Here is a 16,829-nt window from a genome sequence, read left to right as displayed (position 1 = left end):
CAGTAGTAGTTAAAAAGACGGCTCCCGATGGGAGCCGTTGATGTTTGTGGGACATACAAAGGGTTACGCCGACACCTTATCTTCCGCGTCCGGCAGCTTCGGTACCAGCACGGTCGGTTTACTATCAATGCGCGTTACCAGCAACTGGTCGATGCGGTAGTTATCAATATCCACCACTTCAAACTTGAAGCCGGAGAACTTCACCGAGTCGGTACGTTTCGGGATCTTACGCAGCATAAACATCATAAAGCCGCCGATGGTCTCGTAGTTTCCGGACTGCGGGAACTCGTCGATATCCAGCACGCGCATCACGTCCTCAATCGGCGTACCGCCGTCAATCAGCCATGAGTTCTCGTCACGCTGCACAATTTGCTCTTCCAGCCCCTGGCCGACCAGGTCGCCCATCAGCGTCGTCATTACGTCGTTGAGGGTGATAATGCCCACCACCAGCGCGTACTCGTTCATGATCACCGCGAAGTCTTCACCCGCAGTTTTGAAGCTTTCCAGCGCTTCGGAGAGCGTCAGGGTGTCCGGCACAATCAGGGTGTTGCGGATCTGCACGCCGCTGTTCAGCGCCAGGCTCTGGTTTGCCAGCACGCGGTTCAGCAGGTCTTTGGAGTCCACATAGCCGATGATATGGTCGATATCTTCGTTACAGACCAGGAACTTGGAGTGCGGATGCTGCGCCACTTTGGTCTTCAGGCTCTGCTCGTCTTCATGCAGATCGAACCAGATGATGTTCTCACGGCCGGTCATGGAGGACGGCACGGTACGGGATTCCAGTTCGAAAACGTTCTCGATCAGCTCGTGCTCCTGCTTGCGCAGCACGCCTGCCAGCGCCCCGGCTTCCACCACCGCATAAATATCGTCGGAGGTGATGTCGTCTTTACGCACCATCGGCAGCTTGAAGATGCGGAAAATGACGTTCGCCAGGCCGTTGAAGAACCACACCAGCGGACGGAAGACATACAGGCAGAAGCGCATCGGGTTGATGATACGCAAAGCCACAGCTTCTGGCGCAATCATACCGATGCGTTTCGGGGTCAGGTCCGCGAATAGAATGAACAAACCGGTGACCAGCGAGAAGGAGAGGATGAAGCTCAACTGCTCGGCCAGCTCTGCGGACATGTACTTTACAAACAGGCTATAAAACGCCGGAGAAAATGCTGCATCGCCCACGATACCGCCAAGAATGGCGACCGCGTTCAGGCCAATCTGCACCACGGTAAAGAACATGCCTGGGTTTTCCTGCATTTTCAGAATGCGTGATGCGTTGATGTTGCCCTCGTCGGCAAGCAGCTTCAGTTTGATTTTACGGGAGGCAGCCAGCGAGATCTCCGATATCGAGAAAAATGCACTGACGGCAATAAGACAAAGTATTACTAAAATACTGTTTAACATAGTTTATCCGGCTTCTCGCCAGATCCTCAGAAGGGGAGTTGATACCATTCGTGTGAAGACACATTGAACTCAGCTCGTAGCGTTGAGCCGATTATTTCAGCGGTAGTATAGCGTAAAGGCGTGTAAATCTGCCAGAGGTCACGTTTTCGGCAAAAAGTGGCCGGATGAAAAGGCAGTGAGTGGTTAAGTAATGAACTGACACTTTTGCTTACAGGCGCGCCACGCGGCTCGCGTGGCGCTGATGCAGTAATCAGTCCTGCTGTGGAGGCAGACAGACGCCGATGCCGCCAATGCCGCAGTAGCCGTACGGGTTTTTATGCAGATACTGCTGGTGGTCGTCTTCGGCATAGTAGAACGGTTTCGCAGTAGCGATTTCCGTCGTGACCTGACGTTTATCACCGGCTGCCTGCATCGCTTCCTGGAAACGCGTCAGGCTGGCGTGGGCCGCAGCCTCCTGCTCAGGGGTGAGCGGATAGATGGCCGAGCGGTATTGGGTGCCGTGATCGTTACCCTGACGCATGCCCTGCGCCGGGTCATGGTTTTCCCAGAACACCTGGAGCAGCTGTTCATAGCTGATGACGCTCGGGTCATACACCACACGTACCGCTTCAGCATGACCGGTCTCACCGGAACAGACTTCGCGGTAGGTTGGGTTAGGCGTATATCCTCCGGTGTAGCCCGCAGCGGTGCTGTACACGCCCGGCAGTTGCCAGAACAGGCGTTCTACGCCCCAGAAGCAGCCCATGGCAAACAGGGCGATCTCCATTCCATCAGGAACGTTTGTCATTGAATGGTTGTTTACGGCGTGTAATGTCGCCACTGGCATAGGGGTGTTGCGTCCCGGTAACGCATCGGCTTGTGATACCAGATGCTTTTTATCAAATAAACTCACGGTGGGGCCTCCGGGGTAGCGTTGTTTCGGTTAAGGTTGTCACGAAGCGTTTAATTGAACACAATAAATGCGATGAATGAGTCTAGATTTAATCATAAGAAATATTTGGGTGTTAGGCCCTTTTTCAACCCGTAATTTGGGTTTTTGGCTTTCAGGCCGTATTTTGCCGCGGAGCGGCACTGCATTTGCTTCCAGGGTGGAAACAGGGATATTCAGGAGAAAACGTGACAAAGATCCGCCAGTTATGTTTAGTCAGTTTAATGCTGACAAGCGGGATTGCCAGCGCGGCGAATGTCCGTTTGCAGGTTGAGGGGTTATCCGGGGCGCTGGAAAAAAACGTGCGTGCGCAGCTTTCCACCATCCAGAGCGATGAAGTCACGCCGGATCGGCGTTTTCGCGCGCGCGTGGATGACGCCATTCGCGAAGGCTTAAAGGCGTTGGGGTACTACGAACCCACCATTGATTTCGATTTACGCCCGCCGCCGGCTAAAGGACGTCAGGTATTGATTGCCCGCGTCTCGCCGGGAGAACCCGTCCTGATTGGCGGCACGAACGTGGTGCTGCGCGGCGGTGCACGCACGGATCGTGACTACCTGGATCTGCTCAGCAACCGCCCGAAAGTGGGCACCGTGCTTAATCACGGGGATTACGATCGCTTTAAAAAATCCTTAACCAGCGTTTCGCTGCGCAAAGGCTACTTTGACAGCCAGTTCAACAAAAGCCAGCTGGGCGTTGCGCTTGAACGACGTCAGGCATTCTGGGATATCGATTACGACAGCGGCGAGCGCTATCGGTTTGGCGATGTAACCTTTGAAGGATCGCAAATCCGTGATGAGTATCTGCAAAACCTGGTGCCGTTTAAAAAGGGCGACTACTACCAGTCTAGCGACCTGGGCGAGCTGAACCGTCGTTTATCTGCCACCGGCTGGTTTAACTCCGTGGTGGTGGCACCGCAATTTGATAAATCCCGTAAAACGAAAGTGTTACCGCTGCATGGCGTGGTCTCACCGCGCACCGAGAACACCATTGAGACCGGTGTCGGCTACTCCACGGACGTCGGCCCGCGCGTGAAAGCCTCGTGGAAAAAACCGTGGATGAACTCCTACGGTCACAGCCTGACCACCAGCCTCAGCCTGTCTGCGCCTGAACAGCAGCTGGACTTCAGCTATAAAATGCCGCTGCTGAAAAATCCGCTTGAGCAATACTACCTCGTGCAGGGCGGCTTTAAACGTACCGATTTGAACGATACCGAGCAGGATTCGACGACGCTTGCGGTATCACGCTTCTGGGATCTCTCCAGCGGCTGGCAGCGCGCCATTAACCTGCGCTGGAGCCTTGACCACTTTACTCAGGCAAACGTCACCAACACCACCATGCTGCTTTATCCGGGCGTGATGATCAGCCGTACCCGCTCGCGCGGTGGCCTGATGCCGACCTGGGGCGATTCACAGCGCTACTCCATCGATTATTCCAACTCCGCCTGGGGCTCAGACGTGGATTTCTCCGTCGTGCAGGCGCAAAACGTCTGGATCCGTACCCTCTACGACAAGCACCGCTTTGTGGTTCGCGGCAACCTGGGCTGGATCGAAACCGGTGACTTCGAACGCGTTCCGCCAGATCTGCGTTTCTTCGCCGGGGGCGACCGCAGCATTCGCGGCTATAAGTACAAATCGATCTCACCTGAAAACGAGAAAGGCCAATTGACCGGGGCCTCTAAACTGGCGACCGGCTCGCTGGAGTATCAGTACAACGTCAGCGGCAAATGGTGGGGCGCCATGTTTGTCGACAGCGGCGAGGCGGTGAACGACATCCGCCGCAGCGATTTCAAAACCGGCGCGGGTGTGGGCGTGCGCTGGCAGTCACCGGTCGGGCCGATCAAGCTAGATTTCGCCGTTCCGGTGGGCGACAAAGACGAACACGGTTTACAGTTTTACATCGGTCTGGGGCCTGAATTATGAGTTTATGGAAGAAGATAAGCCTCGGGGTGCTGATTTTTATCGTATTACTGCTCGGTACGGTGGCATTTCTGGTGGGTACCACCACGGGCCTGCATCTGCTGTTTAACGCCGCGAACCGCTGGGTGCCAGGGCTGGAAATCGGCCAGGTGACGGGCGGCTGGCGCGATCTGCGCCTGAAGAATATTCGTTATGAACAGCCCGGCGTGGCGGTGAACGCGGGCGAATTTCATCTGGCGGTCAAGGTCGGCTGCCTGCGGGATAGCCAGCTGTGCGTAAACGATCTGTCGCTAAAAGACGTTAACGTGGCGATAGACTCCAAAAAAATGCCGAAGTCTGAGCCTGTCGAAGAAGAGGACAGCGGCCCGCTGAATCTCTCCACGCCGTACCCGATTGCGCTCTACCGGGTCGCGCTGGATAACGTCAATATCAAAATCGACGACACGACGGTATCGGTGATGGATTTCACCTCCGGTCTGCGCTGGCAGGAGAAAAACCTCACCCTGACCCCAACCTCCCTGCAAGGGCTGCTGATTGCGCTGCCGAAGGTGGCCGACGTGGCGCAGGAAGAGATCGTCGAGCCGAAGATCCAGAACCCGCAGCCGGAAGAAAAACCGCTGGGTGAAACGCTGAAAGATCTCTTCTCGAAACCGGTTCTGCCGGAGATGACCGACGTGCATCTGCCGCTGAACCTCAATATCGAAGAGTTTAAAGGCGAGCAGTTGCGTTTGACCGGCGATACCGATCTGACGGTCTTCAACATGCTGCTTAAAGTCAGCAGTATCGACGGCAACATGAAGCTTGACGCGCTGGATATCGATACCAACCAGGGGTCGGTAAACGCCTCAGGCAATGCGCTGCTGCGCGATAACTGGCCGGTAGATATTACCCTTAACAGCGCCCTGAACATCGATCCGCTGAAAGGCGAGAAGGTGAAGGTGAAAGTCGGCGGCGCGCTGCGCGAGAAGCTGGAGTTCGGCGTGAACCTCTCCGGCCCTGTGGATATGGTACTGCGCGGGCAAACCCAGCTGGCAGAGGCCGGTCTACCGCTCAACCTTGAGATTGTCAGCAAGCAGCTTTACTGGCCGTTCACCGGTGAAAAGCAGTTCCAGGCCGACGATCTAAAGCTGAAGCTGAGTGGCAAAATGACCGACTACACGCTGTCGTTCCGTACGGCAGTGAAGGGGCAGGGAGTACCGCCCGCCGATATTACTCTGGATGCGAAGGGTAACGAGTTGCAGGTTAACCTCGACAAGCTGACCGTGGCGGCGCTGGAAGGGAAAACCGAGCTGACCGCGCTGCTCGACTGGCAGCAGGCGATCAGCTGGCGCGGCGAGCTGAAGCTGACCGGGATCAACACCGCTAAAGAAGTCCCGGACTGGCCGTCAAAACTGAATGGTCTGATCAAAACCCGCGGTAGCCTGTACGGCGGCACCTGGCAGATGGACGTGCCGGAACTCAAGCTCACCGGTAATGTGAAGCAGAACAAAGTCAACGTAGAGGGCTCGCTTAAGGGCAACAGCTATCTCCAGTGGGTGATCCCGGGCCTGCACGTGGCGCTGGGCCGCAACACGGCAGATATCAAAGGCGAGCTGGGGGTGAAAGATCTCGATCTGGATGCCACCATCGACGCGCCAAATCTCGATAACGCCCTGCCGGGTCTTGGCGGGACGGCGAAGGGGTTAGTGAAGGTTCGCGGTACAGTGGAGGCGCCGCAGCTGCTGGCGGACATCACCGCCAATAACCTGCGCTGGCAGGAACTTTCCATTGCCCGCGTGCGCGTCGAAGGGAACGTGAAATCCACCGATCAGATCGGCGGAAACCTGGACCTGCGCGTGGAGCGTATCTCCCAGCCGGACGTGAACATCAGTCTGGTCACGCTGGCGGCAAAAGGTAACGAAAAGCAGCACGATCTCCAGCTGCGCGTGCAGGGCGAGCCGGTCTCCGGGCAGCTGCACCTGACGGGCAGTTTTGACCGCCAGGCAACGCGCTGGAAGGGCGTGCTGGATAACACCCGCTTCAGCACGCCGGTCGGCCCGCTGGTGCTGTCCCGATCCATCGCGCTGGACTACCGCAATGCGGAGCAAAAGATCAGCATTGGGCCACACTGCTGGACCAACCCGAATGCTGAGCTGTGCGTGCCGCAGACCATTGATGCGGGCGCGGAAGGACGCGCGCAGATCAACCTCAACCGTTTTGACCTGGCGATGCTGAAACCGTTTATGCCGGAAACCACCCAGGCCAGCGGGGTCTTCAGCGGTAAAGCGGACGTCGCGTGGGACACCACCAAAGAGGGACTGCCGCAGGGCAGCGTTACCCTCTCCGGGCGTAACGTGAAGGTGACGCAGGAGGTCAATGACGCGCCGCTGCCGGTGGCGTTCGACACCCTGAATGTGAACGCTGACCTGCGTAACAATCGTGCGGAACTGGGATGGCTTATTCGTCTGACCAACAACGGTCAGCTTGACGGACAGGTGCAAATTACCGATCCGCAAGGGCGGCGCAATCTCGGCGGCAACGTCAATATTCGCAACTTCAACCTGGCGATGGTGAATCCGATTTTCTCGCGGGGAGAAAAGGCGGCGGGGATGCTCAGCGCCAACCTGCGTCTGGCGGGGGATGCGCAAAGCCCGCAGCTGTTTGGCCAGATGCGGTTAAACGGCGTGGACATTGACGGTAACTTTATGCCGTTCGATATGCAGCCAAGCCAGCTGACGATGAACTTTAACGGCCAAAGCTCAACCCTCAGTGGCTCAGTGCTGACACAGCAGGGACAAATCAACCTGAATGGTGACGCAGACTGGAGCCAGCTCGACAACTGGCGCGCCCGTATTGCGGCCAAGGGCAGCAGGGTGCGTATCACGGTACCGCCGATGGTGCGCCTGGACGTGTCGCCAGACGTGGTCTTTGAGGCAACGCCGAGTCTCTTCACCCTGGACGGCCGCGTCGACGTGCCCTGGGCGCGCATCGTGGTTCACGAAGTGCCGGAAAGCGCGGTTGGCGTCTCCAGTGATGAAGTTATGCTCAATGAAAATCTGAAACCTGTTGAACAGAAGAGCGCTGGCATACCGATCAATAGTAATCTTATTGTGCACGTGGGGAATAACGTGCGTTTGGACGCGTTTGGGCTGAAGGCGAGACTCACGGGTGACCTGAAGGTGGCGCAGGATCAACAGGGGCTTGGCCTCAATGGACAAATCAATATTCCTGAAGGGCGCTTCCATGCCTACGGTCAGGATTTGATTGTGCGTAAAGGTGAGCTGCTGTTCTCCGGCCCACCGGATCAGCCGGTACTCAATATCGAAGCGATCCGTAACCCGGAAGCCACCGAAGATGATGTGATTGCGGGCGTGCGCGTGACGGGCTCCGCCGATGAACCTAAGGCAGAGATCTTCTCTGACCCGGCCATGTCGCAGCAGGAAGCGCTCTCCTACCTGCTGCGCGGCCAGGGTCTGGATAGCCAACAGGGCGATGGTGCGGCAATGACATCGATGTTAGTCGGTCTGGGGGTTGCACAAAGTGGTCAGGTTGTGGGTAAAATCGGCGAGACGTTTGGCGTAAGCAATCTGGCGCTGGACACTCAGGGCGTGGGTGACTCTTCGCAGGTAGTGGTCAGCGGCTATGTACTGCCGGGTCTACAGGTAAAATATGGCGTGGGGATCTTTGACTCACTGGCTACACTCACGTTACGTTATCGCCTGATGCCTAAGCTATATCTGGAAGCAGTGTCCGGCGTAGACCAGGCACTTGATCTGCTCTATCAGTTTGAGTTTTAGCAATGCGAATATTTGTTTATGGCAGTTTACGAACTAAGCAAGGCAACAGCCACTGGATGACCAACGCCCAGTTGCTGGGAAATTACACAATCGAAAACTACCAGTTGTACAGTCTGGGCCACTATCCAGGCGCGGTTCCGGGGAACGGAACGGTACAGGGTGAGGTTTATCGTATTGATAATGCTACGCTGGCCGAACTTGATGCCTTGCGCACCAGGGGCGGTGAATACGCTCGCCAGTTGATCCAGACGCCTTACGGCAGTGCATGGATGTATGTGTACCAACGTTCGGTCAACGGGTTAACGCTGATTGAAAGCGGTAACTGGTTAGACAGAGACCAGTTCTGAAAAACGACAGCGCCACCGTAAGGTGGCGTTATCGTTTTGCACCTCTTGCTGATTGTAGGCCCGTGCAAGCGTAGCGCCGCCGGGCGCATCGAAAGGCACAAAAAAGCCCCGACGCGCGGGGCTTAGTATCAGCAGTAAGAATTACTTCTTAGCAGCACGCTCGAAAGAGGCGATGATTTCTGCTTTCGCCGCTTCTGCGTTATCCCAGCCTTCAACTTTAACCCATTTGCCTTTTTCGAGATCTTTGTAGTGCTCGAAGAAGTGGGCGATCTGCGCTTTCAGCAGCTCTGGCAGGTCGTTCACATCTTTAATGTGATCGTACTCTTTGCTCAGCTTGGTGTGCGGTACGGCAACCAGTTTCGCATCTTCACCCGCTTCGTCAGTCATTTTCAGCACGCCAACAGGACGGCAGCGAATGACGGAGCCTGGCTGCAATGGGTATGGCGTTGGGACCAGTACGTCAACCGGATCACCGTCCAGAGACAGAGTGTGGTTGATGTAGCCGTAGTTGCACGGATAGAACATGGCGGTAGACATGAAACGGTCAACGAACAGCGCACCGGTGTCTTTGTCGATTTCGTATTTGATTGGATCTGCGTTGGCCGGGATTTCGATCACAACGTAGATGTCTTCTGGCAGTTCTTTACCCGCAGGGACGTTGAGTAAGCTCATGTCGGTGTCCTTTAAAATGGATGGTAAACAAGTGGCAGGTATTATAGCCAACTGGCGCTGAAAGTCTTCGCCTGTTTTCGTCTTATCTCCCTCGCGCTTTCACTTTTCAGACCGTTTCCATGACAGGATAATCCATAAACTCAGCCGCATTTTAAATGTGGAAATGAAAGCGATTACAAACTTGTGATTAACGTTTTATTCACTTTTCTGAAGTGTGATGTAACGCAATCCGTAACATATTCCATTGGCTATAGTTCATCCGCAGAACATCTTTTAACCAACAATAACCTACCCCTACGAGGACGTTCATATGTGGAAGCGCTTACTTCTTGTTACAGCAGTTTCGGCAGCCATGTCGTCTATGGCGATGGCCGCACCGTTAACCGTTGGATTTTCGCAGGTCGGATCTGAATCCGGCTGGCGCGCCGCTGAAACGAACGTGGCGAAAAGTGAGGCCGAAAAGCGCGGTATTACCCTGAAAATCGCCGATGGTCAGCAAAAGCAAGAGAATCAGATTAAAGCGGTGCGCTCTTTTATCGCTCAGGGCGTGGATGCCATCTTTATCGCCCCGGTTGTTGCCACGGGCTGGGAGCCGGTGCTGAAGGAAGCTAAAGAGGCTGAAATTCCTGTGTTCTTGCTCGACCGTTCCATCGACGTAAAAGACAAATCTCTCTATATGACCACCGTCACCGCCGATAACGTGCTGGAAGGCAAACTGATTGGTGACTGGCTGGTGAAGCAGGTGGATGGCAAGCCGTGTAACGTGGTTGAGTTGCAGGGCACCGTCGGGGCGAGCGTGGCTATCGACCGTAAGAAAGGTTTCGCGGAGGCCATCGCCAAAGCACCAAACATCAAGATCATCCGTTCTCAGTCCGGCGACTTCACCCGCAGCAAAGGTAAAGAGGTCATGGAAAGCTTCATCAAGGCAGAAAATAACGGCAAAAATATCTGCATGGTTTACGCCCACAACGACGACATGGTGATCGGCGCCATCCAGGCCATCAAAGAAGCGGGCCTGAAGCCGGGCAAAGATATTCTCACCGGCTCGATCGACGGCGTACCGGACATCTACAAAGCGATGATTGACGGCGAAGCGAACGCCAGCGTGGAGCTGACGCCGAACATGGCGGGCCCGGCATTCGATGCGCTGGAGAAATTCAAGAAAGACGGCACCCAGCCTGAGAAGTTGACCATCACCAAATCCACGCTCTACCTGCCGGACACGGCGAAAGAAGAGTTAGAGAAGAAGAAAAATATGGGCTACTAAGCTCAGCCTACCCTCACCCTAGCCCTCTCCCCGGAGGGGAGAGGGAAAAGGGCAGTTTGGGCAGAAAATTAAAGACTGGCACGAATAGTCCCCTCTCCCCTCCGGGGAGAGGGTCAGGGTGAGGGGAAACCATGACCACCGAACAACACCAGGAAATCCTCCGCACAGAGGGCCTGAGTAAATTTTTCCCTGGCGTTAAGGCGCTGGATAACGTTGATTTCAGCCTGCGGCGGGGGGAGATCATGGCGTTGCTCGGCGAAAACGGGGCGGGGAAGTCGACGCTGATTAAAACCCTGACCGGGGTCTATCACGCCGATCGCGGCGCTATCTGGCTGGAAGGTAATGCTATTTCGCCCAAAAACACCGCGCATGCGCAGCAACTGGGGATCGGCACGGTCTACCAGGAAGTGAACCTGCTGCCAAACATGTCGGTAGCGGATAACCTGTTTATTGGCCGCGAGCCCAGACGTTTTGGCCTGCTGCGCCGCAAAGAGATGGAAGCGCGCGCCGCGAAGCTGATGGAATCGTATGGCTTCTCTCTCGACGTGCGCGAACCGCTGAACCGTTTTTCCGTGGCGATGCAGCAGATCGTGGCGATCTGTCGCGCTATCGATCTCTCGGCGAAAGTGCTGATCCTCGATGAACCCACCGCCAGCCTCGATACCCAGGAAGTGGAGATGCTTTTTACCCTGATGCGCCAGCTGCGCGATCAGGGCGTGAGCCTGATCTTTGTTACGCACTTCCTCGATCAGGTTTACGAGGTGAGCGACCGTATTACGGTGCTGCGCAACGGCGGCTTTGTCGGCTGCCGGGAAACCCGCGAGCTGCCGCAGATTGAGCTGGTCAAAATGATGCTGGGCCGCGAGCTGGAGACCAACGCACTCCAGCGTGCGGGCCGCACGCTGCTGAGCGAAAAACCGATCGCCGCGTTTCACGATTACGGCAAAAAAGGGACCATCGCGCCGTTTAACCTCGAGGTACGCCCCGGTGAAATTGTGGGTCTGGCAGGGCTGTTAGGCTCCGGGCGCACCGAAACCGCCGAAGTGATCTTCGGGATCAAACCTGCCGACAGCGGAACGGCGCTGATCAAAGGCAAACCGCAAACGCTACGTTCACCGCATCAGGCGTCGTGCCTCGGCGTGGGCTTCTGCCCGGAGGACAGAAAAACGGACGGGATTATTGCCGCCGCCTCGGTGCGGGAAAACATCATTCTGGCGCTACAGGCCCAGCGCGGCTGGCTGCGTCCGATCCCTAAGCGCGAGCAGAACGCGATTGCCGAGCGCTTCATCCGCCAGCTCGGTATCCGTACCCCGAGCGCGGAACAGCCCATCGAGTTCCTTTCGGGCGGTAATCAGCAGAAGGTGTTGCTCTCGCGCTGGCTGCTGACCAAACCGCAGTTCCTGATCCTCGACGAGCCCACGCGCGGTATCGACGTGGGCGCGCATGCCGAAATCATCCGGCTTATCGAAACGCTGTGCGCCGACGGTCTGGCGCTGCTGGTGATCTCGTCTGAGCTGGAGGAGCTGGTTGGCTATGCCGATCGCGTCATCATCATGCGCGATCGCAGGCAGGTGGCAGAGATCCCGCTGGATAAACTGTCGGTTCCGGCGATCATGAATGCCATCGCGGCGTAAGGAGTCATATGTGATGTCCCGTTCTCTTTCGCAAACTGGCGAAGCGAAGCGCCGCTTCAGCTGGCCGACCGGCACGCCGCAAATCGTGGCGCTGCTGCTGGTGCTGCTGGTGGATAGCCTGGTGGCTCCGCATTTCTTCCAGATCGTCGTGCAGGATGGCCGCCTGTTTGGTAGCCCGATCGACATCTTAAACCGTGCCGCGCCCGTGGCGCTGCTGGCGATTGGCATGACGCTGGTGATTGCCACCGGCGGGATTGACCTCTCCGTCGGTGCGGTAATGGCGATTGCGGGCGCCACCGCCGCCTCGATGACCGTTGCCGGGCACAGCCTGCCGGTGGTTCTGCTGGCCGCGCTGGGCTCCGGTGTATTAGCCGGGCTGTGGAACGGCATTCTGGTCGCGGTGCTCAAGATCCAGCCGTTTGTCGCGACGTTGATTTTGATGGTGGCCGGGCGCGGTGTGGCGCAGCTTATCACCTCCGGTCAAATCGTCACCTTTACCTCCCCGAATCTTGCGTGGATTGGCAGCGGCAATTTTCTGTTCTTCCCGACCCCGGTGATCGTCGCGCTGGTGACGCTGGTGGTGTTCTGGCTTTTCACCCGCAAAACGGCGCTCGGGATGTTCATCGAAGCGGTGGGGATTAACATTCGGGCCGCGAAAAACGCCGGGGTAAATACACGGCTGATGGTGATGCTGACCTATGTGCTGAGCGGCGTCTGTGCTGCGATTGCCGGGGTGATTGTGGCGGCCGACATTCGCGGGGCGGATGCCAACAACGCCGGACTCTGGCTGGAGCTTGATGCGATCCTCGCGGTGGTTATCGGCGGTGGGTCGCTGATGGGCGGACGTTTTAATCTGCTGCTCTCGGTGGTGGGGGCGTTAATTATTCAGGGTATGAATACCGGTATTTTGCTCTCCGGGTTCCAGCCGGAGCTTAATCAGGTCGTCAAAGCGGTCGTGGTGCTTATCGTACTTATCGTGCAGTCGCCGCGCTTTATCACTCTCATTAAGGGGTTCCGCGGTCATGATAAAACGTAATTTGCCGTTAATGATCACGCTGGGCGTGTTCGTGCTGGGATACCTTTACTGCCTGACCCAGTTCCCGGGCTTCGCCTCCACGCGGGTGATTTGCAACATCCTGACCGACAACGCCTTTTTAGGCATTATCGCCGTCGGCATGACGTTTGTGATCCTCTCCGGCGGGATCGATCTCTCCGTTGGGTCGGTGATCGCCTTTACCGGCGTGTTCCTTGCCAAGGCGATTGGCTTTTGGGGTATTTCGCCGCTGCTGGCGTTTCCGCTGGTGCTGGTCATGGGCTGCGCGTTCGGCGCCTTTATGGGGCTTTTGATCGACGCGCTGAAAATACCGGCGTTTATCATCACTCTCGCCGGGATGTTCTTCCTGCGCGGCGTGAGCTATCTGGTGTCGGAGGAGTCAATTCCGATTAACCATCCGATCTACGACACGCTTTCCAGCCTGGCGTGGAAAATCCCCGGCGGGGGGCGCCTGAGCGCAATGGGGCTGCTGATGCTGGGCGTGGTGGTGATCGGGATCTTCCTCGCTCACCGTACCCGGTTTGGTAACCAGGTTTATGCCATTGGCGGCAGCGCCACGTCCGCGAACCTGATGGGGATTTCCACGCGCAGCACCACCATCCGCATCTATATGCTTTCGACCGGCCTTGCCACGCTCGCGGGGATTGTGTTTTCGGTATACACCCAGGCAGGCTATGCCCTGGCGGGGGTGGGCGTTGAGCTTGACGCCATTGCCTCGGTGGTGATTGGCGGTACGCTGCTCAGCGGCGGGGTAGGGACGGTGCTCGGTACGCTGTTTGGCGTGGCGATCCAGGGGCTGATTCAGACCTATATCAACTTCGACGGCACGCTCAGCTCCTGGTGGACCAAAATCGCCATCGGTATTCTGCTGTTTATTTTTATCGCGCTCCAGCGCGGCCTGACGGTGCTGTGGGAGAACCGCCAGAGCTCGCCTGTTACCCGTGTGAATACATCTTTAACAGGGCGATAACATGCTGAAATTGCTTAAACTCTAAACATTTTCCGGTAGCGGTCGATACTCTTTTTTTATGCCCAGAAATATCTCGCTACCGGAAATAACATCATGCTTAAAACGCTATCGATTCGTACCGGCTTGCTCTCTTTACTGGCCGCTATGACCCTTCTGCTGCTGATTGTCAGCGGCATTGGCATTTATGCCCTTACGCAAAGTTCTGCTTCTCTCCAGCGCATCAATCATCTTCAGGGTGAACAGATGGTGCAGCTAAATGCCGGCTATACGCTGATCCTGCGCGCGCGTAACGAAGCGGGACAGGCCGTCCGCATGATGGAGGTCGGCCTGCTGGACGATGCGGCCAGGGCGGTCAAAACCATTAACCAGGAAGTGGCGCTGGCACAGAAAACGCTGAAGGGCGTGATCGGCGGCGGCGTGGCGGATGAGCAGGGGCAAAAGCTGCTGGATAACGTCGCCTCGAGCCTGGCGGTGTACAACCAGCAGGGTATCAGCCCGATGCTGAAAGCCCTGAACGAGCAAAGCGCGGACGGCTATTACGATCTGCTGGAAAGCAAGCTGGTCCCGGTGGCGAAGCAGTTTGATAACGATATGCAGGCGTTCCAGACGTGGAGCGAGGCGCGCGGCAAAGCGGAGGTGAGCGCCGTGCAGGCGAGTAAAACCCGTGTGCTGATCCTGATTATCGTCGCGGCGCTGCTGACGGCAGGCATTATCGTGCTGGCCTGGCTGGTGCTGCGCCATATGCTGCTCAAGCCGCTTTCAGCCTCAATTGTCCAGCTGGAGCACGTAGCGGCCGGGGATTTAACCCACACCCTGAACGCGCCCGCGAGCCAGGAATTTAATCGCCTCAACGCGGTCATCGAAGAGATGCGCCAGTCGCTGATGAATTCCGTTCTGCGGGTGCGTGACGCCAGCTCGCAGATTGATACCGGCAGCCGCGAGCTGACGGCAGGGAACCTGAACCTGGCCCAGCGCACGGAATCCACCGCCACCTCGCTGGAACAGACGGCCGCCAGCATGGAAGAGATCACCGCCACGGTGAAACTTAACGCCGATAACGCCGGGCAGGCGCACCAGCTGGCGCAGTCGGTCTCCGATACCGCCGATCATGGCAGCGAAATGGTCTGCTACGTCATTGAGAAGATGCGCGACATCGCCGGCAGCTCGGCGCGCATCGCCGATATCCTGAGCGTCATCGACGGCATTGCCTTCCAGACCAATATTCTGGCGCTGAACGCCTCCGTGGAAGCGGCGCGCGCGGGCGAGCAGGGACGGGGTTTTGCGGTCGTGGCGGGTGAGGTGCGCAATCTCGCCAGCCGCAGTGCCGATGCGGCGAAAGAGATCCGCTCGCTGATCAGCGATTCGCAAACCCACGTGAACGAGGGCAGCGAGCTGGCGCAACAGGCCGGTGAGACGATGGACGAGATCGCTACCGAAGTGCTGCGTATGACCAAACTGATGCGAGAAATTGCGACGGCGTCTCAGGAGCAGAGCCGCGGTATTGAGCAGGTTAACATTGCCGTCAATCAGATGGATGAAACGGCGCAACAAAATGCGGCGCTGGTTCAGCAGTCCTCTGTGGCAACGCGTTCCCTGGAGGAACAATCGCGCGAGCTGATGGAGGCGATGGCATCCTTCAAACTGACGGCGCAAACGGCATGATAAAAATAGGGGAGCCTGTCGGGCTCCCCTATTTACGCGTTACGCGTCCGGGAATTCGCGGATCATGCGTTCAACGTCTTCCACCATGTGGTCGTTGCCGACAAAGAACGAACGGCGCTGGTGCAGGCTTTCCGGCACGATATCCAGAATACGCTCTTTACCGTCACTCGCTTTGCCGCCTGCCTGTTCGGCCAGGAATGCCATCGGGTTGCACTCGTACAGCAGACGCAGTTTTCCGTCCGGGTGGCTGGCGGTGCTTGGGTAGAGGTAAATACCACCCTTCAGCAGGTTACGGTGGAAATCCGCCACCAGCGAGCCGATATAGCGCGAGGTGTACGGGCGCTGGGTGGCTTTATCCTCTTCCTGGCAGAATTTGATGTACTTCTTCACGCCATTCGGGAATCGGATGTAGTTGCCTTCGTTGATGGAGTAGGTATTGCCCTTCTCCGGGAAGCGCATGCGCTCCTGGCTCAGACAGAAAACGCCCAGCGACGGATCGTAGGTAAAGGCGTGCACGCCGCAGCCGGTGGTGTACACCAGCATGGTGGATGAGCCATACACCACGTAACCGGCAGCAACCTGCTTGCTGCCCGGCTGCAGGAAGTCTTCTTCCGTCACCGGTGTGCCAACCGGGGTGACGCGACGGTAGATGGAGAAAATGGTACCGACAGAAACGTTAACGTCGATGTTGGAGGAGCCGTCCAGCGGATCCATCAGAACAACGTATTTTGCGTGTTCACACCCTTCGAATACGACGATCTCATCTTCTTCTTCAGAGGCGATACCCGCAACGATGTCGCGCGCGCGCAGTGCTGCTTTCAGTTTTTCATTGGCGAACAGGTCGAGTTTCTGCTGAACCTCACCCTGAACGTTCTCGGCACCGCTGGCACCCAGGATATCGACCAGACCGGCCTTGTTGATATCGCGGTGGATGATCTTAGCGCCCAGCTTTATTGCCGACAGCAAAGCAGTGAGCTCACCCGTAGCATGAGAGAACTCGTGCTGCTTTTCGACAATAAATTCACCTAACGTTTTCATAACACTTTCCCTGCATCTTATGTTGAGTAAAGCGGTTGATGTCCAACAATCTTAACAAACATTCAAATATTAGCGCAGAGGTGAATCGCGCCAGCAAAATACGGATTTACCTGAAATGCGTTTCACAGCCGCTGACATGTGAGTAAAATGTGCGCCACATT

At 56.7% G+C, this 16,829-nt stretch carries 12 protein-coding genes; 8 read left to right on the top strand and 4 right to left on the bottom strand.

What is annotated here, in order from left to right; translation table 11 throughout:
- Positions 1–63: 63 nt before the first annotated feature.
- Together SK51_RS01780 and msrA are read right to left on the bottom strand one after the other, a co-directional pair.
- Positions 64–1,401: a polyamine export protein PaeA gene (locus tag SK51_RS01780; protein ID WP_022646849.1), complete on the bottom strand. Its 1,338-nt coding sequence runs from the start codon at positions 1,399–1,401 to the stop codon at positions 64–66.
- A gap of 250 nt (positions 1,402–1,651) precedes the next feature.
- Positions 1,652–2,293, bottom strand: coding sequence for a peptide-methionine (S)-S-oxide reductase MsrA (msrA, locus tag SK51_RS01775; RefSeq protein WP_003856057.1), 642 nt, complete (start codon positions 2,291–2,293; stop codon positions 1,652–1,654).
- A 224-nt stretch (positions 2,294–2,517) separates the two neighbouring features.
- Between msrA and tamA the strand changes: the two genes are divergently transcribed.
- From tamA to SK51_RS01760, 3 genes are read left to right on the top strand one after another with little or no spacing between them, the layout of a single operon-like run.
- Entirely contained in the window at positions 2,518–4,251 is a 1,734-nt protein-coding gene (tamA, locus tag SK51_RS01770; RefSeq protein WP_023305314.1) for an autotransporter assembly complex protein TamA, read from the top strand.
- Positions 4,248–8,024, top strand: coding sequence for an autotransporter assembly complex protein TamB (gene tamB, locus SK51_RS01765; protein ID WP_023305315.1), 3,777 nt, complete (start codon positions 4,248–4,250; stop codon positions 8,022–8,024). The genes tamA and tamB overlap by 4 nt, the downstream gene beginning before the upstream one ends.
- A 2-nt stretch (positions 8,025–8,026) precedes the next feature.
- Positions 8,027–8,371 (top strand): gamma-glutamylcyclotransferase family protein, encoded by a 345-nt coding sequence (locus SK51_RS01760; RefSeq protein WP_022646852.1) that lies wholly within the window; start codon positions 8,027–8,029, stop codon positions 8,369–8,371.
- Between the two features lie 141 nt (positions 8,372–8,512).
- On the opposite strand, the gene ppa is transcribed toward SK51_RS01760, so the two are convergent.
- The gene (gene ppa, locus SK51_RS01755) at positions 8,513–9,043 is read right to left on the bottom strand and encodes an inorganic diphosphatase (protein ID WP_006810347.1); all 531 of its coding nucleotides are present in this window, start codon (positions 9,041–9,043) and stop codon (positions 8,513–8,515) included.
- Between the two features lie 310 nt (positions 9,044–9,353).
- Between ppa and ytfQ the strand changes: the two genes are divergently transcribed.
- From ytfQ to SK51_RS01730, 5 genes are all read left to right on the top strand, one after another.
- Positions 9,354–10,310, top strand: a complete 957-nt coding sequence (gene ytfQ / locus SK51_RS01750; RefSeq protein WP_022646853.1) for a galactofuranose ABC transporter substrate-binding protein YtfQ — start codon at positions 9,354–9,356, stop codon at positions 10,308–10,310.
- A 131-nt stretch (positions 10,311–10,441) separates the two neighbouring features.
- The gene (gene ytfR / locus SK51_RS01745; protein ID WP_022646854.1) at positions 10,442–11,944 is read left to right on the top strand and encodes a galactofuranose ABC transporter, ATP-binding protein YtfR; all 1,503 of its coding nucleotides are present in this window, start codon (positions 10,442–10,444) and stop codon (positions 11,942–11,944) included.
- A 10-nt stretch (positions 11,945–11,954) separates the two neighbouring features.
- The gene (ytfT, locus tag SK51_RS01740; protein ID WP_161496795.1) at positions 11,955–12,980 is read left to right on the top strand and encodes a galactofuranose ABC transporter, ATP-binding protein YtfT; all 1,026 of its coding nucleotides are present in this window, start codon (positions 11,955–11,957) and stop codon (positions 12,978–12,980) included.
- Positions 12,967–13,968, top strand: coding sequence for a galactofuranose ABC transporter, permease protein YjfF (yjfF, locus tag SK51_RS01735; protein ID WP_022646856.1), 1,002 nt, complete (start codon positions 12,967–12,969; stop codon positions 13,966–13,968). The genes ytfT and yjfF overlap by 14 nt, the downstream gene beginning before the upstream one ends.
- Positions 13,969–14,061: 93 nt before the next feature.
- On the top strand, positions 14,062–15,630 hold the full coding sequence (locus SK51_RS01730) for a methyl-accepting chemotaxis protein (protein ID WP_048206574.1): 1,569 nt from the start codon (positions 14,062–14,064) through the stop codon (positions 15,628–15,630).
- A 39-nt stretch (positions 15,631–15,669) separates the two neighbouring features.
- On the opposite strand, the gene fbp is transcribed toward SK51_RS01730, so the two are convergent.
- The gene (gene fbp / locus SK51_RS01725) at positions 15,670–16,668 is read right to left on the bottom strand and encodes a class 1 fructose-bisphosphatase (protein ID WP_022646858.1); all 999 of its coding nucleotides are present in this window, start codon (positions 16,666–16,668) and stop codon (positions 15,670–15,672) included.
- Positions 16,669–16,829: the final 161 nt, after the last annotated feature.

This window comes from Enterobacter sp. MGH85 (assembly GCF_001037655.1).
In the GTDB taxonomy this organism is placed as follows: Bacteria; Pseudomonadota; Gammaproteobacteria; order Enterobacterales; family Enterobacteriaceae; genus Enterobacter; species Enterobacter intestinihominis.
This window is presented reverse-complemented; position numbering and strand designations above follow the sequence as displayed.